This is a genomic window from Pseudomonas sp. PMCC200344, from assembly GCF_030053095.1.
Lineage (GTDB): Bacteria > Pseudomonadota > Gammaproteobacteria > Pseudomonadales > Pseudomonadaceae > Aquipseudomonas > Aquipseudomonas svalbardensis.
In genome coordinates, this window is record NZ_CP125618.1 from 547,000 (window position 1) to 571,801 (window position 24,802).

The 24,802-nt window shown below is 60.0% G+C and carries 20 protein-coding genes and 1 riboswitch; of the genes, 13 read left to right on the forward strand and 7 right to left on the reverse strand.

The genetic code is table 11. From position 1 onward, the window contains the following. Positions 1–80: 80 nt before the first annotated feature. Positions 81–1,514, reverse strand: a complete 1,434-nt coding sequence (locus tag QFW87_RS02440) for a TolC family outer membrane protein (protein WP_283182694.1) — start codon at positions 1,512–1,514, stop codon at positions 81–83. Positions 1,515–1,706: 192 nt separating this feature from the next. Continuing rightward, a riboswitch (TPP riboswitch) is annotated at positions 1,707–1,812 on the forward strand. A gap of 164 nt (positions 1,813–1,976) precedes the next feature. Here QFW87_RS02440 and thiC point away from each other — a divergent pair. Together thiC and cytX are read left to right on the forward strand one after the other, a co-directional pair. Beyond that, the gene (gene thiC / locus QFW87_RS02445; protein WP_282376652.1) at positions 1,977–3,866 is read left to right on the forward strand and encodes a phosphomethylpyrimidine synthase ThiC; all 1,890 of its coding nucleotides are present in this window, start codon (positions 1,977–1,979) and stop codon (positions 3,864–3,866) included. 150 nt (positions 3,867–4,016) lie between these two features. Next, the gene (cytX, locus tag QFW87_RS02450) at positions 4,017–5,309 is read left to right on the forward strand and encodes a putative hydroxymethylpyrimidine transporter CytX (protein WP_283189730.1); all 1,293 of its coding nucleotides are present in this window, start codon (positions 4,017–4,019) and stop codon (positions 5,307–5,309) included. Here the strand turns inward: cytX and QFW87_RS02455 are convergent. Next, entirely contained in the window at positions 5,278–6,024 is a 747-nt protein-coding gene (locus QFW87_RS02455) for an RsiV family protein (RefSeq protein WP_283182696.1), read from the reverse strand. The genes cytX and QFW87_RS02455 overlap by 32 nt on opposite strands. Before the next feature lie 228 nt (positions 6,025–6,252). On the opposite strand from QFW87_RS02455, the gene QFW87_RS02460 reads away from it, so the two are divergent. The 9 genes from QFW87_RS02460 to QFW87_RS02500 all read left to right on the forward strand — a co-directional run bounded on the left by QFW87_RS02460 (position 6,253) and on the right by QFW87_RS02500 (position 15,643). After that, positions 6,253–6,870: an NUDIX domain-containing protein gene (locus tag QFW87_RS02460; RefSeq protein WP_283182697.1), complete on the forward strand. Its 618-nt coding sequence runs from the start codon at positions 6,253–6,255 to the stop codon at positions 6,868–6,870. Further along, positions 6,861–7,313: a DUF1249 domain-containing protein gene (locus tag QFW87_RS02465; protein ID WP_008153350.1), complete on the forward strand. Its 453-nt coding sequence runs from the start codon at positions 6,861–6,863 to the stop codon at positions 7,311–7,313. The genes QFW87_RS02460 and QFW87_RS02465 overlap by 10 nt, the downstream gene beginning before the upstream one ends. 99 nt (positions 7,314–7,412) lie before the next feature. Continuing rightward, positions 7,413–8,228, forward strand: a complete 816-nt coding sequence (cpdA, locus tag QFW87_RS02470; protein WP_283182698.1) for a 3',5'-cyclic-AMP phosphodiesterase — start codon at positions 7,413–7,415, stop codon at positions 8,226–8,228. Between the two features lie 172 nt (positions 8,229–8,400). Then, complete coding sequence (locus tag QFW87_RS02475; protein ID WP_046056736.1) at positions 8,401–9,009, forward strand: YqiA/YcfP family alpha/beta fold hydrolase; 609 nt, start codon at positions 8,401–8,403, stop codon at positions 9,007–9,009. A gap of 54 nt (positions 9,010–9,063) precedes the next feature. Further along, the gene (gene parE / locus QFW87_RS02480) at positions 9,064–10,968 is read left to right on the forward strand and encodes a DNA topoisomerase IV subunit B (RefSeq protein ID WP_046045699.1); all 1,905 of its coding nucleotides are present in this window, start codon (positions 9,064–9,066) and stop codon (positions 10,966–10,968) included. Then, on the forward strand, positions 10,968–11,957 hold the full coding sequence (locus QFW87_RS02485) for an esterase-like activity of phytase family protein (protein ID WP_283189731.1): 990 nt from the start codon (positions 10,968–10,970) through the stop codon (positions 11,955–11,957). The genes parE and QFW87_RS02485 overlap by 1 nt, the downstream gene beginning before the upstream one ends. Next, positions 11,954–12,478 (forward strand): TIGR02281 family clan AA aspartic protease, encoded by a 525-nt coding sequence (locus tag QFW87_RS02490; protein ID WP_283189732.1) that lies wholly within the window; start codon positions 11,954–11,956, stop codon positions 12,476–12,478. The genes QFW87_RS02485 and QFW87_RS02490 overlap by 4 nt, the downstream gene beginning before the upstream one ends. Positions 12,479–12,485: 7 nt before the next feature. Then, positions 12,486–14,753 (forward strand): DNA topoisomerase IV subunit A, encoded by a 2,268-nt coding sequence (parC, locus tag QFW87_RS02495; RefSeq protein ID WP_283189733.1) that lies wholly within the window; start codon positions 12,486–12,488, stop codon positions 14,751–14,753. 176 nt (positions 14,754–14,929) lie between these two features. Continuing rightward, on the forward strand, positions 14,930–15,643 hold the full coding sequence (locus QFW87_RS02500; RefSeq protein WP_283189734.1) for an ABC-type transport auxiliary lipoprotein family protein: 714 nt from the start codon (positions 14,930–14,932) through the stop codon (positions 15,641–15,643). Between the two features lie 347 nt (positions 15,644–15,990). Here the strand turns inward: QFW87_RS02500 and QFW87_RS02505 are convergent, their stop codons facing one another. Beyond that, positions 15,991–17,523, reverse strand: coding sequence for an AhpA/YtjB family protein (locus QFW87_RS02505; protein ID WP_283182703.1), 1,533 nt, complete (start codon positions 17,521–17,523; stop codon positions 15,991–15,993). 135 nt (positions 17,524–17,658) lie between these two features. Here QFW87_RS02505 and serB point away from each other — a divergent pair, with 135 nt between their 5' ends. Continuing rightward, the gene (gene serB / locus QFW87_RS02510; protein ID WP_008153333.1) at positions 17,659–18,873 is read left to right on the forward strand and encodes a phosphoserine phosphatase SerB; all 1,215 of its coding nucleotides are present in this window, start codon (positions 17,659–17,661) and stop codon (positions 18,871–18,873) included. Positions 18,874–19,003: 130 nt separating this feature from the next. Here serB and QFW87_RS02515 read toward each other — a convergent pair whose 3' ends face one another. Next, positions 19,004–20,782 carry a molecular chaperone gene (locus tag QFW87_RS02515; protein ID WP_283189735.1) on the reverse strand — a complete coding sequence of 593 codons (1,779 nt, stop codon included), beginning with the start codon at positions 20,780–20,782 and terminating at the stop codon, positions 19,004–19,006. A 199-nt stretch (positions 20,783–20,981) separates the two neighbouring features. Between QFW87_RS02515 and QFW87_RS02520 the strand changes: the two genes are divergently transcribed. Then, on the forward strand, positions 20,982–21,383 hold the full coding sequence (locus QFW87_RS02520) for a hypothetical protein (protein WP_042932429.1): 402 nt from the start codon (positions 20,982–20,984) through the stop codon (positions 21,381–21,383). 55 nt (positions 21,384–21,438) lie between these two features. Here the strand turns inward: QFW87_RS02520 and asd are convergent, their stop codons facing one another. The 3 genes from asd to QFW87_RS02535 are packed head-to-tail and all read right to left on the reverse strand — an operon-like array spanning position 21,439 to position 24,714. After that, positions 21,439–22,299, reverse strand: a complete 861-nt coding sequence (gene asd, locus QFW87_RS02525; RefSeq protein ID WP_283189736.1) for an archaetidylserine decarboxylase — start codon at positions 22,297–22,299, stop codon at positions 21,439–21,441. Between the two features lie 18 nt (positions 22,300–22,317). Then, positions 22,318–23,133: a rhodanese-like domain-containing protein gene (locus tag QFW87_RS02530; protein ID WP_283189737.1), complete on the reverse strand. Its 816-nt coding sequence runs from the start codon at positions 23,131–23,133 to the stop codon at positions 22,318–22,320. Positions 23,134–23,175: 42 nt separating this feature from the next. Next, positions 23,176–24,714 carry an HDOD domain-containing protein gene (locus QFW87_RS02535; protein ID WP_283189738.1) on the reverse strand — a complete coding sequence of 513 codons (1,539 nt, stop codon included), beginning with the start codon at positions 24,712–24,714 and terminating at the stop codon, positions 23,176–23,178. Positions 24,715–24,802: the final 88 nt, after the last annotated feature.

Genomic DNA, 24,802 nt, shown 5'->3' on the forward strand with positions numbered 1-24,802 from the left:
GCAAGCCCGCTCTCATCCTCAGTCTAATTCCTGCGCAAGACACAAGCGGGCTTGCTCGCGAATGCTGTTTGCTTTTGCTGTCAGGGACGGGCGTTGAGTTGCTCTGCCGCAGCCTTGGCCAGGTCCGGCGGCAGGAAGTCTTTATCCGGGTTGTAGTCGGCCTTGAGATAACGCGCCAGGTCCTGCAAATCCCCTGGGTTCAAGGTGCCCGCGGCCTGTTTCAAGCGCAGGTTGTCGAGGATGTAGTCGTAACGGGTGTTGTTGTAGTTGCGCACCGATGTGTACAGCTGACGCTGCGCATCCAGCACGTCGACGATGTTTCGCGTACCCACCTGATAACCGATTTCGGTCGCTTCCACCGCGCTCTGGTTGGAGATGATCGACTGCTTGCGCGCTTGCACCTGCTCCACATCAGTGTTCACCGCGCGGTGCAGGTTGCGGGTGTTTTCTACCACTTGCCGACGCAGGGATTCGCGCTGTTGTTCGGTTTGATCCAGGCGCGAGTAAGACTCGCGAACCTGTGAAGTGGTCAGGCCGCCGCTGTAGATAGGGATACTCAATTGCAAGGCCAGCGTGCGTTGCTCGACGTTACCGCCGTAAGGCGTACCGAAGGCGTTCGGGTTGCTGAAACCCATGGCGTCGTTGTCACCCTTCTCGTATTTCGCCACGGCATCCAGGGTCGGTGCGTGACCGGCCTTGCGCTGCTTGAGGGTTTCTTCGGCGGCGCTGACGGCGTAGTTGCTGGCCAGCAAATTCAGGTTCTGTTTGGCGGCGGTGTCGACCCAGGCTTTGGCGTCGTTCGGTGCCGGAGGCAGAATCGGCAAGGTGTGGACGATGCCCTGGATCGAGTTGTACTGACGATTGGTCAGGGTGATCAACGCTTCAAACGCATCATCGACCTGACGCTGCGCGACGATCCGGTTGGCTCGCGCGGTGTCGTAACTGGCTTGCGATTGCAGCACGTCGGTCTTGTCCGAGAGGCCGACGTCGAAGCGCTCGTTGGACTGATCGAGCTGACGCTTGAACGCTGCCTCTTCGGCCTTGGTCGAGGCCAGATTGTCTTGGCTGCGCAGCACGTTGAAATAGCTTTCGGACGTTTGCAGGATCAGGTTCTGCTCGGTCGCCGAGAGTTGCAGTGCAGCCTGTTCGTTGACGTCCTTGGCGGCCTGATACTGGAACCAGCGATCGGCACGGAAAAGTGGCTGGGCCAAGGTCGCCTGATAGGAATGGGCGCTGCGATTGGCAACGGCTGACGGTTGATCGAGGTCGGTGCGCACGTTGGCCACCTGGGCACCGCCAGAGATGTTCGGTAACAAACCGGCGCGGGCTTGGGGCACGACTTCTTTCTGCGCGCCGTACTGAGCGCGAGCGGCAGCCAGGTCGGCGTTGTTGTCCACCGCTTCCTGATAGACGCTGACCAGATCGGTTTTGGTCGATAAGGGCGCTTCTGCTGCCCAGGCCATTCCGTTGGACGCACAAGACACGGCAAGGGCCAGTGAGAGTTTGCGCAGCATGAGGCCATCCCTAAAAAATTACGCTGATAATTTGAGCGCCAAGGCTACGGCGCGGCTCATACAGCGTCAAGGCGCGGTATGGCGTAGCGAGTGTAGTTGTGAGCAACGACGGCAACAATCCTGCAATTGCGCCATTCATCATGGTGTTTGCCGCGGTGTTGGCGTTCTTTGCCAGTTGTGTCTAGACTGGCCGGGTTCTTGTCGGGGTGCCTTGCTATGAGGCTGAGATCGAATAATTTCGGATCCCGTTGAACCTGATCAGGTTAGCGCCTGCGTAGGGAACAAGATTTCTCGTCACCCGGCGAGTCCTCTTGTGCTTCGTCCGGGATGTTGTTCGACAATCGAACACCCCTCGAGCACTGAGCACAGCACAGCTGGTTTTCCCAGCGCGCGTGCGTCCATTCGATGACAGGTTCGCTCCGACAAAAAATCCACTGCCTGGATGTGTTCGGAGAGCCCGTGATGACTACAAAACCAAAAATCGCAACCAATCTGAGTGACTCGGCCAAGGTCGATCAGCAATCGGTTCAGCCTTTTACTCGCTCGCAAAAAATCTATGTTCAGGGCACTCGCCCGGACATCCTCGTGCCGATGCGCGAAATCAGCCTTGATGTAACCCCGACCGACTTCGGCGGCGAGATCAACGCGCCTGTCGTTGTGTACGACACTTCGGGCCCGTACACCGACCCCAACGTCATCATCGACGTACGCAAAGGCCTGGCCGATGTGCGTTCGCCGTGGATCGAATCCCGTGGCGACACCGAGCGTCTGCCGGGTCTGAGTTCCAACTTCGGCCAGGAACGCCTCGCCGATGCGGAGCTGACCAAGCTGCGTTTCGCCCACGTGAACAACCCGCGCCGCGCCAAGGCCGGTGCCAACGTGAGCCAGATGCACTACGCCCGCAAAGGCATCATCACCGCCGAGATGGAATACGTCGCCATCCGCGAAAACATGAAGCTTGAAGTGGCGCGCGCCGCTGGCCTGCTGGACCAGCAACACGCCGGTCACAGCTTCGGCGCCAGCGTGCCGAAAATCATCACCCCCGAATTCGTCCGTGAAGAGATCGCCCGCGGTCGCGCGATCATTCCGGCCAACATCAACCACACCGAACTGGAACCGATGATCATCGGCCGTAACTTCCTGGTGAAGATCAACGGCAACATCGGCAACAGCGCGTTGGGTTCGTCCATCGAAGAAGAAGTGGCGAAACTGACCTGGGGCATTCGCTGGGGTTCGGACACGGTCATGGACCTGTCCACCGGCAAACATATTCACGAAACCCGCGAGTGGATCATCCGTAACTCGCCGGTGCCGATCGGTACTGTGCCGATTTATCAGGCTTTGGAAAAAGTCGGCGGCGCTGCCGAAGACCTGACCTGGGAGCTGTTCCGCGACACGCTGATCGAACAGGCCGAGCAGGGCGTCGACTACTTCACCATCCACGCCGGCGTGCTGCTGCGCTACGTGCCACTGACCGCCAAACGCGTGACCGGCATCGTTTCCCGTGGCGGTTCGATCATGGCCAAGTGGTGCCTGGCGCATCACAAAGAAAACTTCCTCTACACCCATTTCGAAGACATCTGCGAAATCATGAAGGCCTACGACGTCAGCTTCTCGCTGGGCGATGGCCTGCGTCCGGGCTCGATTGCCGACGCCAACGACGCGGCACAATTCGGTGAGCTGGAAACCCTCGGTGAGCTGACCAAGATCGCGTGGAAGCACGACGTGCAGTGCATGATCGAAGGCCCGGGCCACGTGCCAATGCAGTTGATCAAAGAGAACATGGACAAGCAGCTGGAATGCTGCGACGAGGCGCCGTTCTACACCCTCGGCCCGCTGACCACTGACATCGCGCCAGGCTACGACCACATCACCTCGGGCATCGGTGCGGCGATGATCGGCTGGTTCGGTTGCGCCATGCTCTGCTACGTGACGCCGAAGGAACACTTGGGTCTGCCGAACAAGGATGACGTGAAGACCGGGATCATCACCTACAAGATCGCCGCCCATGCCGCCGATCTGGCAAAAGGGCATCCGGGTGCGCAGATTCGCGACAATGCCTTGAGCAAGGCGCGTTTCGAATTCCGTTGGGAAGACCAGTTCAACCTGGGCCTTGATCCGGACACTGCGCGTTCGTATCACGATGAAACCCTGCCGAAAGATTCGGCCAAGGTCGCGCACTTCTGCTCCATGTGTGGGCCGAAATTCTGTTCGATGAAGATCACCCAGGAAGTCCGCGAATACGCAGCCAACCAGCGTATCGAAACCGTCGACGCCGAAGTCGCCCAGGGACTGGCGGAACAGGCCGAGCGGTTCAAACAGGAAGGCAGTCAGCTGTACAAGAAGGTTTGATCTGACCTGAAAAGGTGGGGCCAGAAAGGGCCCCATCGCCAGCAGGCTGGCTCCCACACTGGATTTGTGGTGTTCACAAGTCCCCTGTGGGAGCCAGCCTGCTGGCGATAGCGATCACATAACAACAAATGTCCCTCTGAGATAACACCCTTGAGCATTCAACCCAGCACGTATTCCCCTGATATTGCGGTGCCCACAGACAAACGTGTCTTCGGCGGCCGCGATCTGTTTTCCCTGTGGTTCTCCCTCGGCATCGGCCTGATGGTCCTGCAGACCGGCGCTCTGCTCGCACCAGGTCTGGGCCTGTCCGGCTCATTGCTGGCAATCTTCCTCGGCACCCTGGTCGGCGTTTTGCTGCTGGCCGCCGTCGGCGTGATCGGCAGCGACACCGGCCTGTCATCGATGACCGCGCTCAAGCTCAGCCTCGGTGCAAAAGGCGCGAGCCTGCCGGCTGTGCTGAACCTGCTGCAACTGATCGGTTGGGGCTCGTTCGAAATCATCGTCATGCGCGATGCCGCCAGCCTGCTCGGCGCGCGTGCGTTCAGCGAAGGCAGTCTGTTGTCCAGTCCATTGCTCTGGACTGTGTTCTTTGGTGGTTTGGCGACCTTGCTGGCCGTCAGTGGTCCGCTGACATTCGTGCGACAGATCCTGCGCAAGTGGGGCATCTGGGTGCTCCTGGCCGCGTGCATCTGGCTGACCTGGAACCTGTTCGCCAAGGCTGATCTGGCGACGTTGTGGGCGCAGGCCGGTGATGGTTCGATGTCGTTCGCCGTGGGCTTCGACATTGCCATCGCCATGCCGCTGTCCTGGCTGCCACTGATTGCCGACTACTCGCGTTTCGGCAAGCGTGCGAAAAACGTGTTCGGCGGCACGGCAGTGGGTTTCTTTGTTGGTAACTTCTGGCTGATGAGCCTGGGCGTGGCCTACACCCTGGCGTTTGCGCCGAGCGGAGAAGTGAATGCCTTGCTGTTGGCATTGGCCGGTGCTGGCCTCGGGATTCCGCTGCTGCTGATCCTGCTGGATGAGTCGGAAAATGCCTTTGCCGATATTCACTCGGCAGCGGTGTCCAGCGGAATTCTGTTGCGCTTGAAAGTCGAGCATCTGGCCTTGGCCATCGGCGTGATCTGCACACTGATCGCGTGCCTGGCGCCATTGGCCCAGTATCAAAACTTCCTGCTGTTGATCGGTTCGGTGTTTGCGCCGCTGTTCGGCGTGGTGCTGGTGGATCACTTCATCCTGCGCAAACGCAGTGCTCGCGTGGCGTCAGCCACATTGCGCTGGCCTGCGTTGCTCGCCTGGTTGGGCGGAGTAAGCACCTATCATTTGCTGGCTAATCTGTACCCGGACATCGGCGCAACCCTGCCGTCACTGATTCTGGCAGGGCTGCTGCAACTCGTGCTGGGTCAGGCCTTCAGTTACGGCCAGGAAACAGCTCGGGCTTGATGATGCCGTTCAGGCGAGGGTAGGGGATCTTCAGTTCGATGTGGCCCAGCGCGTAAGGCGCGATGGTGCTGGTTTCGTACTTGAGGATCACGCCGCCGTAGGTCAGCGCCACGTTTTGGGTTTTCTGGAATTGCCAGTTCTTCAGGAACTCCGGTTCCTGATCGAGCTTGGTGCTGATCAGCCAACTGTTGTGTGCCACCTGCGCGGCTTTCCAGAACGCCTCTTCCTGCCCGGGCACTAACATGTCCGACAGCGTCAGCACTTTGTGTTGCTGGCGTGAATAGTTGATGAAGCTGCGGCCCGGCGTGCCATGGGCGCCGCCGGTGTCCAGGTAGCTGGAGAATTCAACGATCACCAAGCCGTCATGCTGCTCACGTACCTTGGCTTGCAGATAACTGCTGTAGCGCGGGCCGGCACTGCTCAAAAACTGCTCGCGATACGCTGCCAGCGTCGGCGCTACCGGGGCATCGGGCGAGGTGCGGGTCATTTGCAGCAGGCGTTTTTCGATAATGCCGTCCAACTGCGGTTCGTCTGGGAAGCGCAGCGTATCGATGTTCACCAGTGGGCAGTCAGGTGTTGTGCAACCCGGTTTCAGTTGTTCGGAAGCGTCGCGGGTGGTTTCCAGCGGCGTCCGGTAGTTGGGTTGGAACAAACTCTGGCAGGCGCCCAGGGTCAGGGCGATTGCGGCCACGGAGGCGATTTTAAAAAGCGACATGGGCGTCCTTCATAAAACAGGGAAAGGCAAAAAGTTATCCGCTTCGACTCTCAACGAAGCAGTCAGTTCGCCACTAAGCTAATTAGAGTTGGTTTCGCCCTCACCGTCTATCCCGCTGACTGTAAAGGGGCTGCATCAAAGGTCGCGGGCGCGTTAGGATGGCGCGAAGTCGAGGTTGCAAGTAACAAAAAGGAGCCTCGTAACGGATTTGCAGTAAAGAGGATAGTCATGACTGATTTTGCCAACGCCATTCCGACCGCCGTTGATATCGTCCGGCGCGAAAAGTGCTACGAGGGCTTCTATAAGCTTGATCGTGTGCACTTGCGTCACGAATTGTTCGCCGGTGGCATGAGTCGCGAGATCAATCGTGAAGTGTTTGTTCGCCACGATGCGGTGTGCGTACTGCCTTACGATCCGCAGCGTGACGAAGTGGTGTTGATCGAGCAGTTTCGCGTCGGCGCCATGGGCAAGACCGACAATCCATGGCTGATCGAACTGGTCGCCGGTCTGATCGACAAGGATGAAGTGCCGGAAGAAGTTGCTCACCGCGAGGCGCAGGAGGAAGCTGGGCTTGTGTTCGGGGCGCTCTGGCCGATGACCAAGTACTTTCCATCGCCGGGCGGCAGCAATGAATTTGTGCACTTGTACCTGGGGCGTTGCGACAGCACCGGCGTCGGCGGCCTGCATGGGCTGGAGGAAGAAGCAGAAGATATCCGCGTCACGGTCTGGGCGTTCGAAGATGCCCTGCAGGCTGTACGCGACGGACGAATTGCCAACGCGGCCAGCATCATTGCCTTGCAATGGCTAGCTTTGAACCGCGTTGAAGTGAGGGGGTTATGGTCGTAAACAAACTGCGCGATCGTTATCGGGTCGACCTCGTGGGGCTGCAAGCCTCCTGCGAGGCCAACTACGCGCGCCTGATGCGACTGCTGCCGGACATGCGCAACGAGCCGGAGGCGCGGCGCATTGCCGTGACCCACGGCGACCAGATGCTCGGCGTGCTGGCCCTTGAAGTCCTTCAAGTCTGCCCGTACACCACAACCTTGCAAGTGCGCCAGGAACACAGCCTGCCGTGGCTGCCGGTGCCGCAACTGGAAGTTCAGGTTTATCACGACGCGTGCATGGCCGAAGTCGTCAGCGCCGAACATGCGCGACGCTTTCGCGGCATCTATCCTTACCCGAATGCCTCAATGCATCAGCCGGACGAAAAGGCCCAGCTGAATATGTTTCTGGGCGAATGGCTGAGCCATTGCCTGGCCTGCGGGCACGAGTACGCCGTTGTGCGCTGAGTGTGAACTGCATCAAGTTCACAAGTTTCCCCTTTTGATCATCCCCCAGCATAATTGCGGCACTCATCCAATCCCGTGATTCAGCCCTGGGAGAACGCCTTGCCGAGCGTATCCACATCGACCACCGCCGATTCGGCGTTGCTGGTGCAACTTTCCGACAGTCATCTGTTTGCCGAGACGGACGGGACGTTGTTGGGCATGAATACCTGTGACAGCCTGCAAAAAGTCATTGAGCTGGTGCGGCTTCAGCAGCCGCAGATCGACCTGATTATTGCCAGTGGCGATCTTTCTCAGGACGGGACGCTGGAGTCCTATCAGCAATTTCGCGACCTGACGCGGCAGCTCGATGCGCCGGCGCGCTGGATTCCCGGTAATCATGATGAGCCGCGGATCATGGCGGAGGCCGCCGTGCAGAGCGCGTTGCTTGAGCCGGTGGTGGATGTCGCTAACTGGCGCGTCACATTGCTCGATTCGGCCGTACCGGGTTCGGTGCCGGGGTATTTGCAAGATGAGCAGCTACAGTTGCTGGCCCGTTCGTTGAGTGAGGCGCCGGAGCGCCATCATCTGGTGTGCTTCCATCATCATCCGGTGTCGATTGGCTGTGTGTGGATGGAGCCGATTGGATTGCGCAATCCAGACGCGTTGTTTGCCGTGCTGGATCGGTTTCCGCAGGTGCGCGCTGTTTTATGGGGGCATGTGCATCAAGAGATCGACCAGGTTCGCAAGGGTGTGCGGCTGATTGCCTCGCCTTCCACGTGTATTCAGTTCGAACCGGGCAGTGATGATTTCAAGGTCAGTGACCAGGCGCCGGGGTATCGCTGGTTGCGGCTTTTGCCTGATGGCCAGCTGGAAACCGGCGTGGAACGCGTTACCGGGTTCGACTTCGAGGTTGATTACGGCTCCAACGGCTATTGATCACCCCGTCCCCCTGTAGGAGCACGGCTTGCCGGCGATGGCGTCTTTGAAGTCGCCATCGCGAGCAAGCTTTGCTCCTAAAGGTGCGCGTACATTTCGATGGATGCTGGCGCCCAACATTTTCCGGCACCCTGTAAACTGCGCCTCTTTACCTGACGCACAGGGAGCTCAAATGTCTGGTTCGATCCTTTATATCCACGGTTTCAACAGCGCGCCCTCGTCTAAAAAGGCTACGCAGTTGGTACAAGTGATGGAACGTCTGGGCTTGAGCGATCAGTTGCGCGTTCCGGCCTTGCATCACCATCCGCGTGAGGCCATCGGTCAGCTAAACAAGGCGATTGAGGAGCTTGGGCGACCACTGCTGGTCGGCAGCTCACTCGGCGGCTACTATGCGACTCACTTGGCCGAGCGCCATGGCCTCAAGGCCCTGTTGATCAACCCTGCCGTCAGTCCGCACCGGATGTTCGACGGGTATCTGGGGACGCAGAAAAACCTGTATACCGATGAGGCCTGGGAGTTGACCCACGACCACGTGACGGCCCTGGCCGAGCTGGAAGTGCCGGCGCCCCAGGACCCGCAGCGGTATCAGGTGTGGTTGCAGACCGGCGATGAAACGCTGGACTATCGCCTCGCCCAGCAGTACTACCGGGCCTGTGCCTTGCGTATCCAGGCCGGCGGCGACCATAGTTTTCAGGGTTTTGCCGCGCAACTTCCGGCAATGCTCAGTTTTGCCGGCATCGGCGCAGATTTGTATCAGGCGATTGATTTCACTGCACTGTGAGTCGTCGCCTCTTTTTCACAGAACACTCTTTTTACAGGCGGACGACGAGACCCCATGGCCACTCCCAGCGCTAGCTCTTATAACGCAGACGCCATCGAAGTCCTCTCGGGCCTCGACCCGGTGCGCAAACGCCCCGGCATGTACACCGACACCAGTCGGCCGAACCACCTCGCCCAGGAAGTCATCGACAACAGCGTCGACGAAGCCTTGGCCGGGCACGCGACCTCGGTGCAGGTCATCCTGCACGCCGATCACTCCCTGGAAGTCAGCGATGACGGCCGCGGCATGCCGGTGGATATCCACGCCGAAGAAGGCGTGTCGGGCGTCGAGCTGATTCTCACCAAGCTCCATGCGGGTGGCAAGTTTTCCAACAAGAATTACCAGTTCTCCGGCGGTCTGCACGGGGTGGGTATTTCCGTGGTCAACGCCTTGTCGAACGAAGTCCGGGTGCGCGTAAAGCGTGACGGCAACGAATACCAGATGACCTTCGCCGACGGTTACAAGAAAACCGAGCTGGAAATCATTGGTACCGTCGGCAAGCGCAACACGGGTACCAGCGTATTCTTCGCGCCGGACCCGAAATACTTCGATTCGCCGAAATTCTCCATCAGCCGCCTCAAGCACGTACTCAAGGCCAAGGCCGTTCTGTGCCCGGGGCTGCTGGTCAGTTTTGAAGACAAAGCCACCGGCGAGAAAGTCGAATGGCATTACGAAGACGGTCTGCGCTCCTATCTGGTGGACGCGGTCAACGGATTCGAGCGTCTGCCGGACGAACCGTTCTGCGGCAGCCTGGCCGGTAACAAAGAAGCGGTCGATTGGGCGCTGCTGTGGTTGCCGGAAGGTGGCGACAGCGTTCAGGAAAGCTACGTCAACCTGATCCCGACGGCGCAGGGCGGTACCCACGTCAACGGTCTGCGTCAGGGTTTGCTCGACGCGATGCGCGAGTTCTGCGAATTCCGCAGCCTGCTCCCTCGTGGCGTGAAACTGGCGCCGGAAGACGTCTGGGAGCGCATCGCTTTCGTGCTGTCGATGAAGATGCAAGAGCCGCAATTCTCCGGCCAGACCAAAGAGCGTCTGTCGTCCCGTGAAGCGGCCGCGTTCGTTTCCGGTGTGGTCAAGGATGCCTTCAGCCTGTGGCTCAACGCCAACCCGGAAACCGGCATGTTGCTGGCGGAACTGGCGATCAACAATGCCGGCCGTCGTCTGAAGGCCAGCAAGAAGGTCGAGCGCAAGCGCATCACGGCGGGGCCGGCACTGCCGGGCAAACTCGCCGACTGCGCCGGACAGGACCCGATGCGTTCCGAGCTGTTCCTGGTGGAAGGTGATTCCGCCGGCGGTTCGGCCAAGCAGGCGCGAGACAAAGAATTTCAAGCAATCCTGCCGTTGCGCGGCAAGATTCTGAACACCTGGGAAGTCGACGGCAGCGAAGTGCTGGCCAGCCAGGAAGTGCACAACATCGCCGTGGCCATCGGTGTCGATCCGGGCTCGGCGGACATCGCCCAGCTGCGTTACGGCAAGATCTGCATCCTCGCCGACGCCGACTCCGACGGTCTGCACATCGCCACGTTGCTGTGCGCGTTGTTCGTCCAGCATTTCCGCCCGTTGGTGGATGCCGGTCACGTCTACGTCGCGATGCCGCCGCTGTACCGTATCGACCTGGGTAAAGAGATTTACTACGCCCTGGACGAAGCCGAGCGCGATGGCATCCTCGATCGTCTGGTGGCCGAGAAGAAACGCGGCAAGCCGCAGGTCACACGATTCAAAGGTCTGGGTGAAATGAATCCGCCGCAGCTGCGCGAAACCACCATGGACCCGAACACTCGGCGTCTGGTGCAGCTGACGCTGGACGATTTTGAAGCGACCTCGGAAATGATGGACATGCTGCTGGCGAAGAAACGCGCCGGCGACCGTAAATCCTGGCTGGAATCCAAAGGCAACCTGGCCGAGGTTCTTGGCTGATGCGGGTTGGCTTTGCCCTGGCGTGTGCGTTACTTCTGACCTCGATTTCGGTGTTTGCCGAACCGGTGCCGGAACTGCGCCTGTTGTCCGAGCATCCCGTTGACGGTATGCGCGGCGGCAACCTGTCCGGGCTGGCGCAGTGCGGCAAGGATCTATGGACGGTTTCCGATCGCGACGATGATCAGATCTACCGTCTCGATACTCGCGACATTGTCTGGCACGCCGAAACCGTGGGCATCGGCGTGCCGCCGGTGCCAGACAGCGGTTTGCCCTGGGGCTTGCGTTCGCGGACCTGGGTGGCGTCGCTTGTCCGTGGCGGGGATCTGGATTTTGAAGGCATCACCTGCGACAACGCCGGTAATCGCTACATCGTCAGCGAATCCCACGCCGCGATTCTGCAAGTGCCACCCGTTGGGCCATCGTCCTGGCTGAAGATCTCGCCGATGCTGATTCGCGAAGCCCGGGCCAGCGGCATGCTGCTGCACTTCAATGCGTTGTTCGAGGGCCTGGCGATCAATCCGGCGGGTGATCAATTGTGGCTCGCCGCCGAGCGTCAAAGCCGTGGATTGTTGCTGATCAAGCGCAAACAAACGGTATGGGATTGCGATGGTGGCTGTGTGTTGCTGAGCGAAGCCGGGAAAGAAATGCAGCCGGCGCAGTTTCCCCGAGCCAAAGCGGTATCCCGAGACTTTGCCGACCTGTCGCTGTTCAACGGCAAGCTGTTCACCCTTGAGCGCAACGCTTACCAGATCTGCCGCCGTGATCCGGTGACGGCCAAGGTCGAGCGCTGCTGGTCGTTTGCCGATGAAGCCTTGCAGGCGCATCGCCGCTATTCAAATCCTTACGGCCTGACCGAAGCGTTGATTATTGACGCCGAGGGCGCGTGGATTGGCACTGACAACAACAACGATGCCCGCGCCGATGGCGAGGAACGTCCGATCGTCTGGCGCTTCGCCGCGCCTGAAGGTGGCTGGAGTGCCAAGTCATGAGTCAGCAACCGCCAGGCAAACGCGCCGGTCGAGTGTTTATGGTGCTGGCCTGGTGCGCGGCGCTGTTTCTGGCGACGCGTTTTTTCGGCCAGTGGGAAGTGCGTCAGCAGAATCCCAACACCGTCGTCAGCTCTGAGCAGGGCGAAGGTTTTATCGAAGTGAAACTGGCCAGCAACACGCAGGGTCACTTCGTCGCCAGCGGCCAGATCAACGGCCAACCGGTGGATTTCATGCTCGATACCGGGGCGACCGACGTGTCGATCCCGGCGGAAATGGCCGAACGGCTGAAACTGGAAAAAGGCTTTGGGGTGACCCTGAGCACAGCCAACGGTCGCACCCAGGGTTACCGAACCCGCATCGACCGGCTGCAACTGGGTGACATTGTGCTGCGCGATGTGCGCGCCCTCGTCGTGCCAGGCCTGGATGGCAAACAAGTGCTGCTCGGAATGAGCGCGCTGAACAAACTTGAATTTACCCAGCGCGGTGGCACCATGCTGCTGCGCCAGACAACGAACCGATGAGGCCCGCATGAGCGACTCCCTTGATCTCAGCCTGGACGGTGTAGAACGCCGGTCACTGGCTGACTTCACCGAAAATGCCTACCTCAACTATTCCATGTACGTGATCATGGACCGTGCCTTGCCGCATATCGGCGACGGCCTGAAACCGGTACAGCGACGCATTATCTATGCGATGAGCGAGTTGGGGCTGGACGCCGATTCCAAGCACAAGAAGTCGGCGCGTACCGTCGGTGACGTGCTCGGTAAGTTCCACCCGCACGGCGACTCGGCCTGCTACGAAGCCATGGTCCTTATGGCCCAGCCGTTCAGCTACCGCTACACGCTGGTCGACGGCCAGGGTAACTGGGGTGCGCCGGATGATCCCAAGTCCTTCGCCGCCATGCGTTACACCGAAGCGCGGCTGTCGCGTTATTCCGAAGTGCTGCTCAGCGAGCTGGGCCAGGGCACAGCGGATTGGGGCCCGAACTTCGACGGCACCCTCGACGAGCCGCTGGTGTTGCCGGCACGTTTGCCGAACATCCTCCTCAACGGCACCACCGGCATCGCCGTAGGCATGGCCACCGACGTACCGCCGCACAACCTGCGCGAAGTCGCCACGGCTTGCGTGCGTTTGCTGGATGAACCGAAAGCCACGGTCGAACAGCTCTGCGAGCACATCCAGGGTCCGGATTATCCGACCGAAGCGGAAATCATCACGCCACGTGCCGACCTGCTGAAAATGTACGAAACCGGCAAGGGCTCGGTGCGCATGCGCGCCGTGTACCACATTGAAGACGGCGACATCATCGTCACCGCGCTGCCGCATCAGGTATCCGGCGCGAAGGTGCTGGAACAGATCGCGGCCATGATGCAGGCCAAGCCGTCCAAGGCCCCGCAGATCGCTGACCTGCGAGACGAATCCGACCACGAAAACCCGTGCCGGATCGTGATTATTCCGGGCGCACGCAAAAACTTTGACCATGACGCGCTGATGCAACACCTGTTCGCCAGCACCGAGCTGGAGTCGAGCTACCGGGTCAACATCAACATCATCGGCCTCGATGGTAAGCCGCAGCTGAAAAACCTGCGTGCGCTGTTGGTCGAGTGGCTGGAATTTCGGGTCCAGACTGTGCGTCGTCGCCTGCAATTCCGCCTGGACAAGGTCGAGCGTCGCCTGCACCTGTTGGACGGTTTGTTGATCGCTTACCTCAACCTGGATGAAGTGATTCACATCATCCGCACCGAGGAGCACCCGAAAGCCGCGCTGATCGAGCGTTTCGCCCTGAGCGAAATCCAGGCCGACTACATTCTCGACACCCGTTTGCGTCAGTTGGCGCGACTGGAAGAAATGAAGCTGCGTGCCGAGCAGGATGAACTGCTCAAGGAACAAGCCAAGCTGCAAGCCCTGCTGGGCAGCGAAGCCAAGCTGAAAAAACTGGTCCGCACCGAACTGATCAAGGACGCCGAAACTTACGGCGACGACCGTCGCTCGCCAATCGTCGAGCGCGCCGAAGCCAAGGCCTTGACCGAACACGATCTGCTGCCGAACGAGAAAGTAACCGTCGTCCTGTCGGAAAAAGGCTGGGTTCGTTCCGCCAAGGGGCACGAAATCGATGCCACCGGGCTTTCCTACAAGGCCGGGGATGGTTTCAAAGCCTTGGCGCCCGGCCGCTCCAACCAGTTTGCGGTGTTTATCGATTCCACCGGTCGCAGCTATTCGGTGGCTGCGCACACGCTGCCATCGGCCCGAGGCCAGGGCGAGCCGCTGACCGGTCGTCTGACACCGCCGCCAGGGGCGAGCTTCGAGTGCGTGCTGATGCCGGAAGACGATTCGCTGTACGTGATCGCGTCCGACGCCGGTTATGGTTTCGTGGTCAAGGGTGAAGACCTACAAGCCAAGAACAAGGCTGGCAAGGCACTGTTGAGCCTGCCGAACAACGCCAAGGTGATTCTGCCGCGTCCGGTGGCTGATCGTGAGCAGAACTGGCTGGCCTCGGTGACCACCGAAGGTCGCCTGCTGATCTTCAAAATCAGCGATCTGCCACAATTAGGTAAGGGCAAAGGCAACAAGATCATCGGGATCTCCGGTGAGCGTGTGGCCAGTCGCGAAGAATATGTCACGGACATCGCCGTATTGCCGGATGGCGCCACGTTGGTGCTTCAGGCCGGAAAACGTACCTTGTCACTGAAAGCTGACGACCTCGAACACTACAAAGGTGAGCGTGGACGTCGTGGTAACAAATTGCCACGTGGCTTTCAGAGGGTAGATGCGCTGCTCGTCGAAAACCTCAATTAAGCGTCCTAGAGCGCTCGATCTACGATTTAACGCGTAGATCGACGCTTTGCCGCTGGAGTCGGAACGCATATTCACGGATGATATGGCCTTTCAAGCGCCGGCGTGGTCGAGCGTTCTTCATATTTATTGAGTATTTTCATTGTGGTTAGCCTTGTGGCAACCACCTGGATGGGACGATGACTGCTCTGCGCCTTCCTTTTATTTTGATGCTCGCTGGCGTTCTTGGCCTGGCGGGTTGCAGCGTTCACCAACCGGTGTCGCTGTATCAGCTGGACAGCGGAAGCCCGGCTCAGCCTGCGCAAAGCGCGGGCATGGCTGTATTGCTGGGTCCGGTAACGGTCGCTGATTACCTGCAACGCGAAACGTTGTTGCAGCGCCAGCCGGATGGCAGCCTGCAAGCTTCGACTGATGGTCGTTGGGCGGGTAGCCTGTCGTCGGATATCGATCAGCTGCTGCTGCGTCAGATCGCCGGTCATCTGGACAGTCAGCGCGTAGTGCTGGCGCCAGCGACAGTGGGCTTCACGCCGGATGTGCAGGTTCTTCTGACGATTACTCGCCTGGACTCGGGTGAGGCGCAACCGGCGATCCTTGATGCGCAATGGCGTCTGATCGACCGTCGTGGCCATGTTCGTGATAACCGCATCATTCACCTGCAGGAACAGCATGCCGGTGGCACGGCGGCTCAGGTTCAGGCTCAGGGTGTATTGCTGCAGCGTCTGGCCGAGCAACTGTCGACGGCGCTCAAGCCGCTGGCCAATCAGCCACCGATCGCCGAAGCGCCAAAAAAGCCGGCTGCCAAGCCTGTGGCGCCTGCGGCAGAAAAGGATAAGCAACCGAAGATTCCGATGGCTTCGCCGATCCGGACCGATATGGAAGTGTTCAGGTTCTAAGCCTGGATTGATCCGAAGCAAAGCCCGCATTGATGCGGGTTTTGTTGTTTCTGAGGATTGATTGGTGAGTGCCTCGAATATGTGTACGGCTTGAGATCCACCCCTCACCCCAACCCTCTCCCCAGAGGGGAGAGGGGGAAAGGGAGCGGATCTTCAAGCTTTTCAAGCCTGAGTTCGACTCGGAATCTCAGGTCGATGTACCTCGAAAGACACCTCGGTCAGTCCCCTCGCCCCTCTGGGGAGAGGGTTAGGGTGAGGGGTGGCTCTAGAGGCAAGCGCATTTTTCAGAATCAACAAAAAGCCCGCAGACGATTACTCGTCTGCGGGCTTTTTCATAACGGGGCTACTTACGCCCGACGTTCGTGCATCCGCGCCAGTTGCCGCTCAAGCATCGACGGATAAGGTTCCATCAGTCGCTCTACGCAACAAGCGCCTTCCGGGCTTGCGATCGGTCGGATTCGTGCGCGCTGGCGGATCAGCGCGTCGTCACCGATCTTGCGCTCCACCAGCAACAGGTTGCGGCTGTGTTGCGACAGCGCCAGCGCATCCTGAGCGGTTTCGGTCAGCAGCAGATCAATCTGGCTCAGACCGAACAGCTCGTCACCCAGGGTCAGGCCCAGTTGCAATTGCAGGGTGATGCCGCTGTCGGCGACTTCGATCTGTAACTGATGGCCCAGAGCTCGCAACAATTCACCGCAGCAGATGGCGTTGGTCAGGTAGTCGTCGCCGCTGTCTTCGGTGTGGAACAGCATCAGCGTGCTGCCATCGTTCAGGGTGTGCAGCTCGCTCTGGTAGAGCGAGGCGGCCTGATCGAGGCAGTCGCGATAGCGTTTGAGCAGTTCTTCCAGACGTGTGCGGGGCAGGCGACGCAGCTGATCTTGGGCGCCCAGTTGTACGGCCAGCACCGCGCTGTGCTGCGGCACGTTCGATAGTTGCGGTTTTGCTACCGGTTTCGGCGCGGTCAACGCTGATTCATCACGCAGGTCGGCAAATGCATCGTCGTCATCATCGTCTTCAACGGTGCTGACAATGCGCCGTGGCGCAGGTTTGAGGCCGGCCACAGGCTTGGCTTCATCGAAACTCGGGTCACGCAAATTGCGCATTTCGAAGGTGGGCTCGTTATCGTCAGCGTCTTCGTAGTCGCTTTCGTCGTACTCAGGCTCTGGAGCAGGTTCCGGCTCGGCGGGCTCTGGCGCGAAGTCGGCGTGCAGCTGGCGAGCCAGATCGCCGATCTCATCCTGACGCTCGGTGGCCGGGGTGTATTCGTCGATATGGCGCAGCCACACCCGCAATTGCAGTAACGGCGTGGAGATGTGCCGACCCAGGCGCAGGCTCAAGGCCAGGGACAGCGCCAGCAGAATCGCGCTCAAAATGCCCATGCTTTGCAGGCTGATGGTCATCGGCTGCTGGAACTGATCCATGTCCAGGCTAATGCGCAGTTGCCCGGCGGTCACGTCCTGGAAAGTGATCTTGCTCTGGTACATGCCTTCGGCTTCGCCCAGCAGGCTATGTTTGGGGCGCTGACCGGCTTCGGCGAGGATGCGGTTATCCACGCTGTAGATGGCAGCGTGAGCCACCAGCTTGTTTTTGGTCAGGTTATTGAGCAGCACGTTGAGACTGAGGATGTCGTTGGACACCAGCAGCTCCGTGGCGGACGTGGCAGTCTGCGTGGTCAGGCTCTCGCCCAGGGCATCTGCCTGCTCGTGCATGGCCTGCTTGAACTGCAAACCCATCACACAGGCATAGATCACCAGGGCCAGAGCGACCAGGATCACGTTATGGCTGGCGATGCGCAATGCAATCGGTACACGGCGATGGCGCAGTGCACGGAAGATCAGCAGAAAGAAGTTATCGGTTTTTACTGGCGTGGGCCGGTTCACTTGAGCTCGGCTCTTTTGTCCGTGAAGTTGACGCGCAGTATAGCGACAGGCCCTAGACCGTCAAAGCGCTCACGGTGCCCGATGGTCACTGAATGTGGGTAGAATGCGGTTTTTTTCCACTTGCGGGGGTGCGCCTTGCGCGAAATCGTCCTGATAAACATCACGGGAGTCGACCGTCCGGGTCTGACTGCGGCCATTACCGGCGTTCTGGCCCAGGGTGGTGTGAACATTCTCGACATTGGTCAGGCGGTGATCCACGACACCTTGTCGTTCGGCATCCTGGTTGAAATTCCTGACACCGAGCAAGGCAAGTCGGTGCTCAAGGACATCCTGTTCACGGCTTACAAGCTCGATCAGCAGGTGCGTTTCACGCCGGTGTCCGAAGAGGATTACCAGCAGTGGGTTGGCAATCAGGGCAAGAAACGCCACATCGTGACCCTGTTGACCCGCAAAGTGACTGCCGGGCAATTGCAGGCCGTGAGTTCGATCACCGCTAAATATGGCCTGAACATCGACCATATCGATCGTCTGTCCGGGCGCATGCCGCTGGACACCCCGGCCGATCAGGGCAAGGGCTGCATCGAGTTTTCCGTTCGTGGTGAAGCGGCTGATCCGCAAGCGCTGCGGGCCGAATTCCTCAGCGTCGCGCAGGAACTGAACGTCGACATCGCCTTCCAGGAAGATTCACTGTTCCGCCGCAACCGTCGTCTGGCGGTGTTCGACATGGACTCGACGCTGATCGAAGCCGAAGTGATCGACGAACTGGCCAAGGCTGCCGGTGTGGGCGATCAGGTTTCTGCGATCACTGAACGGGCGATGGCCGGCGAATTGGACTTCCGCGCCAGCTTCAAGGAGCGCCTGGCCTTGTTGAAAGGGCTGGACGTCAGCGTGTTGGACTCCATCGGCGCCTCCCTGCGCCTGACCGAAGGTGCCGAAACCCTGTTCGCCGAACTCAAGCGTCTGGGCTACAAAACCGCCATCCTGTCGGGCGGCTTTACCTACTTCGCCAAGCAATTGCAGGCCAAGTTGGGCATCGACTATGTGTTCGCCAACGAACTGGAAGTGGTCGACGGCAAGGTTACCGGCGTGGCGGTCGAGCCGATTGTTGATGCGCAGCGCAAGGCGGATCTGCTGAAGGAACTGGCGCACAAGGAAGGTTTGCGTCTGGAGCAGACCATTGCGGTCGGCGACGGCGCCAACGATTTGCCAATGCTGGCGATTGCCGGGTTGGGCGTGGCGTTCCGTGCCAAACCGCTGGTCAAGCAGTCGGCGAAGCAGGCAATTTCTACCCTTGGGCTGGATGGCGTGCTGTATCTGCTGGGTTTCCGGGATCGCGACGGGCAACTTTGAGGTATTTGCTGCCTGATCTGGCCCCTTCGCGAGCAGGCTCGCTCCCACATTGATCGTGTTATAGACATTGATCAATTGTGGGAGCGAGCCTGCTCGCGAAGGAGGGCGCCGCGGTTTTACAGATTCACCCTCAAAGCGTTTTCCACAACGAATCAAAATCCTCCTCAGCGCCGCTCACCGCGGCGTTGTCGTTTCTGACGGTTTCCAGTGGACGGTAGGCGAACTGATTAAAGCTGTTGGTGCTCGCCACCTGCCGCTCCAGCCCGACCCGGCGTTCCTCGCCGTGGGTATTGATCATGACCTTGTTGCCCTCCTGAAAGGGCAGGCGCGGTGCGAGCAGAGTGGCCGGCAGGTCGATGGCGCTGATTTGCGGCAGCAACAGACCGCGAAGGTATTGGCTGTGGTCATCACGGGTGCGCACCAGTTGCAGGCCGCAAGGCTCGGCGAAGGGGGCAACCTGCTCGATGCCCATCTGCGTGCCACCGCCGCGCACCTGGCGGATCCAGCGCACCACCGCGATGCTCCAGCCCTGACTGGCAGAATCCTCGATACCGACCATCTCACCCGCCTGTAACTCGGCCGGTACAGCGCCAGGCCAGGCCAGGCAGTAACCGCCGGGGCTGTGATTGACTACTGACAGGACATGGGTCGGGAAGTGCTGATTGCGGTCGGATGCTTCGTGGCTGTCGTCATTCTGAAGCTGCGGGTATTCGATCTCTTCGTAGGGCAATAGAGCGTCTGCATTGACTTGGGGGGCGGCGTCGAAGGCCTGGTGCCATTGGTCCTTTTCCCGGCCGGACGCCGACGTTACCGAAAATTGTGCAGGCCGGGCGCCGTGGTTTTTCAGGATGTCGCTGAATGAGCGTTGCCCACCCAGATAAAAGTGCAGCGCGCTCATGCCTATGCACAGGGTCAACGTGCCTTGGCCGACGGTGCGCTGGAAACTGCGCTCGGCAGTCTGGCCCCAGGCGGCATGAAGGTGTTGCAACGTATCCAGGCTTAACCCTGCTGGCACGGGCAGCGGTGATGAACTGTCATTTTTTTGCAAATGAGCTTCAATCGCCGCGACCAACGGCTGCGGATCAATCCCCAATAAGCTCTCTTGCTGTTCGGCCCGGAACTTGGTGCGGTAACGCGGTCCGGTGTCGAGGTCTGGCACGACGGCGAACAGCCCGGTGGCCGGGTTGCCGGGTTGCAGCTTGATCCACTGGCTCCAGGGCTCCAGCACCTCGGCTACCCGGGCAATCTGGTGCTGGCGCAGTTGGTTGCAGCGTGAGGCGCCCAGCAGTAAGGCGACCACGTAAGTCTGTTCGATACTCAGGTTTTGCGTCTGGCTGGCCAGCTCATCGCGCAGGCTCGTGTGCTGGAGCCGGTGCGCGCAGGCGATCCGGTAAAGCTGATGCAGCTCCAGCCACAAGCCTTCCGGCACCGGGCAATAGAGTTTGGTAGCGCGAATCAGCGGCCCGTTCAGGCAATGGATCGCCCGTTGCAGCGCCTGGGTCAGCAGCGGCGCACGGTCCTTGCTGAACTTCGGTGTGATGCGCACGACAATCTGTTTATAACCAATGGCCAAGTGACTTTGCAGCGCCTGGCAGAGGTTGGCGATCTTGCGCGAACGCTCCTCGAGGACAATCGACTGATGCAGGAAATGCTGCTCAAGGTGTTTGCAGACGTAATACACCTCGGGCCGCAGCAGTTCGAGCAATTGCAGGCGATTGTCGCTGGGCGTGAGCAGCTGGTTGAGTTCGCTCAAGCCTTGATACAGCTGGCGAGCGGTTTCGCCGATGTTGGCTTTGGGTAGATTGGCGATCCAGCGCTTGAGATCACGCGGGGTGGCTTCACAGAACGACAGGCGCAACTGCGTCGGGATCGGGGCGCGTAGCAGGAGGTGGGGGCTGGTCTCATTCATGCCGTGGAAAAACTCCAACCGGTAAATGGGCAGTGAATGACCTGACTGTAGCAGCTATGGGTTTCTACCGTTTGTCTGTCAGTCGAGTGCCCTCCGGGCGTACTACTAATCTGACAGTCGTGCGACTGGAAACGCAAAGTCGTATGGCCTGCTGCCTACGCAGGGCAGGTCTCTTTGTAACTTCAAGGAGATGAAGTTTATGTCTAGATATGTAGTGGCAAATCAATGGGGCGGTAGTTCGGCACCTTGGCATCCGGGCGGAGACTGGACGCTAGGCGCGCGGGACAACCAGAACGTTGTCGCGATCGAGATCAAATCGGGCGATGGCGGGAAGAGTTTCACTGGCACCATGACGTATGCGGGTGAAGGTCCCATTGGCTTCAAGGCTCAGCGCACGGGCCAGAACCAGTACAACGTTGAAAATCAGTGGGGCGGCAACGATGCCCCGTGGCATCCGGGTGGCAAATGGGTCATCGGAGGCCGGGATAATCAGAACGTTGTGGCGTTGAGCGTGACCTCCAGTGATGGAGGGAAAAACCTCAGTGGCACCAATACCTACGCCAACGAAGGGCCGATCGGCTTCCGTGGACAGATAGAGTAACGGCACCACCGAAATGTCCGACCCCGCGAAGACGTTCGCGGGGTCGGATCAGCGATCAGGCTTTTGCCAGGCCCATACCCTGGCCCATTTGTACCGGCGAACCGGCCGCCAGTTCTTCAGCCCACTGCACTTGATCAGGCCCGAACAGCACGACAGCGGTCGAACCCAGTTTGAACCGACCCAGCTCTGCACCTTTCTCCAAATAGATCGGCGCACGGGCAGCTTCGTCGTAGCGGAAGGTTTTCAGCTCGCGTTTAGGCGGGGTGACCAACCCGGCCCAAACGGTTTCGATCGACGCAACGATCATCGCCCCCACCAGCACCACGGCCATCGGCCCGCGCTCGGTGTCGAAAATGCACGCCACACGCTCGTTGCGGGCGAACAGTTCCGGAACGTTTTCGGCGGTGGTCTGGTTGACCGAGAAGATCCGGCCCGGGATGTAGACCATTTCGCGCAGGGTGCCAGCCAGCGGCATGTGCACGCGGTGGTAGTCCTTCGGCGACAGATAAATAGTCGCGAAATCACCGCCCATGAACGGCGCCGCGTTGGCAGCGTCGCCGCCCAGCAATTCCAGCACGCTGAAGCTGTGGCCCTTGGCCTGGAACACGCGACCGTGTTCGATCGGGCCGAGTTGGCTGACCGCACCGTCGGCCGGGCTGAGGATCGCGCCTGGCGTCTCGTCCAGCGGGCGAGCGCCGTCCTTCAAGGCGCGAGTGAAGAATGCATTGAAGTGCTCGTAGGCCGTCAGGTCTTCAACGAGCGCCTGCGACATGTCCACCTGATAACGCTTGGCGAACCAGGCGGTGAAGGCATTCTTGAACCAGCGCACGCGGCATTCGGCAATGCAGCCGGCCAGTCGCGACAACAGGTGATGGGGCAGCAGGTATTGGCTGAGGATAAACAAACGCTTATTCATTAACTGTCCTTAAAAACCTTAAATCTCTACGGGCGTATCGGGGTGGTTGCCCCATTCGCCCCAGGAACCGGCGTAGCCTTTGACCCGCGGATAACCGAGGGATTTGGCCACCAGATAGGTGAAGCCAGAACGGTGGTGAGTCTGGCAGTGGGTAATCACTTCTTTGTCTTTGCTGATCCCGAGTTTTTCCAGGATCTGCGGCATGTCGGTGCGGATGCGCAGGTGGCGCGACTGATCCATGCCCGCGGTCCATTCGAAATTGACCGCGCCGGGAATGTGCCCGGCCTTGGCCGCCAGGACTTTCTCGCCGGAGTACTCCAGCGGCCCACGTGCGTCCCAGATTGCCAGGTCGGCGGCACCGAGACGGCTTTGCAGGTATTCGCGGGTGGCAGTGGGTTCGTCGTGCAGGGTCAACGCAACCGGGCCGCCGACCGGAGCCGGGATCTGGATCGACATGGGCGAGCCTTCTGCCAGCCAGGCATGCAGGCCGCCATCGACATAGTGGTAGTGGCTGTGGCCGATGACATCCAGAAGCCAGATAAAGCGACCGGCCCAGCCACCGCCTTCGTAGTCATAGACCACGTAGACCGCGTCCTTGTTGTGGCCCAGCTCACCGAACAACGCTTCGAGTGCCGCTTGCGGCGGCATCAGTCCCGGCGCAGGCGCCTGGCCGAGTTGCGTGCGTTTCGGATCGACAAAACGCGCACCGGGGATATGCCCTTCGGCATAGCGGGCGCTGCTGGTCAGGTCCACCAGAATCAGTTCGCGGGCGTCGAGACGGGCGAGCAAGTCGCTCGGCTCGATCACCAGCGCCAAGCCAGAGAAGTCAGACATGTGAGGTCTCCAGAACACAAAGGGGAGGATTGTATAGCAGCGTCATTGGCCGCGGTGACTAAAGCTGTGCAGTGCCTTTTCGATGCACTGTGCGGTTTTGCCGAAGGCTTGCACGGTGATTTCCGAGAACGGCCCGCCGCCCTGATCCGCCACCACAATCATGATCACCCGACCATTATTGACCAGTGAGCGCAACAGCAAGTGTTCGCCGCCGAACTGTGAGCGCAGGCTGGCCGGCAACAGAGCGGAAAATTGTGCGTTGTTGGCCGGTGTTAGGCGCACCTGGGCTTGTTGCGAGAGCAGGCGTTGCAGCACGGTGCTCTGGCTGACGACGAAGTTCAGACCGGCCACTTCTTTTGGCAGCCCGGCCGTCTGGTGCACCCGCAGATTGTCATGGGTGCGGTCGGCCATCAGGATCATCACCCGACGCATGCCGCACGCGACCAAAGCGTCCCGGGCAGAGGTGGTCAAGTGCATGGCATTGGTGAAGCGACTCGGCTCAACCAGCAACTCGGCACACTGTCTGCGCCATTTCGCCAAGTCTTCGGCAGTCGGTGCCGGGGCTGGCAGCAATCCGGCGTGAACGCGGTTCATGCCCCACGGCCAGATCAGTGAAACGGCCGGGTGCCAAAGGTCCGGCATGGCGTGATGGCGGGCGCTGTTGGCGGCCTGTTGGTGCAACTGCTGCTGCACTTCATCCATCGGCATTTGCAGGTAAAGGCTGGTCAGGTACTGCCAGCGTTCGCTGTGCGGACTGTCCCAAGCCTGTTGTGCCGACAGCGCCAGTCCGTTGGCCAGCAGCACCGTGTTGGCCGGTTGATTGAGCCAGCGGCGCAGGGTCGGATCGTCATCGAGGCGGTTCTGTTGGCGCAATGGATGATCGCTGTCGCGCGCGATGCGCAGCACTTTCACCAGCTCACGTTGCTCGTTGAGCAGCAGCCGATAACCCTGTTGCACCCAGATTGGCAGGCGCCAGATGTCCACGAGCGCCAGGCAGATGTCCAGCAGGCGCGCGCCGAACAATTGCTTTTCGACTTTGCGCGCTGACTCGCCTTTGTGGATGACCCGCAGCTCCCACTCTTCGAGCAGCTGCGGATGGGTCAACGCCATCGGCCAGAGCGGCGAGAGAAACAGCAGGCTGCCCCAGTGGATGTCCTGCCACAGCCGCGCCAGGCGACTGGCGAAAAAACCGTTGGCCTGTTGGGTCGCGTGCTGGCTGATCAGCTGCAGCTGACGCAGGGCGATCGGGATCTCCGATTGCGGCTGGGCAGGCAGGCGGGCTAGCAGTTCTTCGGTGCGCTTCAAACCGAGGCGATTGATCGCCACCTCAAGGTTCTCCGCAGGCTCGGTCATGCTGCCATGGGTGTGGCGATTGGCTTCGCGAATCACGCTCAGCGCCAGCGCCGGGCTGTCCTGTATCAGTTCGGCGATATCGCGCAGGGAGCTGCGACTGTTGGCGATGGCTTTGCAGACACGGTCATGACTGACTTGCGGAACCGGCAGGCGCACGCCATCGAGAAGCTTGACCCAGCCTTCGAGAGTGGTTGGTTTTGGAGTTGGAACGTTCGTTTCGTTAGCCATGGTTGGACGCGATCATCGTCTGCATTACCTATGCCCGGAGCGGGCCAAATTGGCTTTTCGCCTGAACTGGCTATAGTCTGGCGCAGTT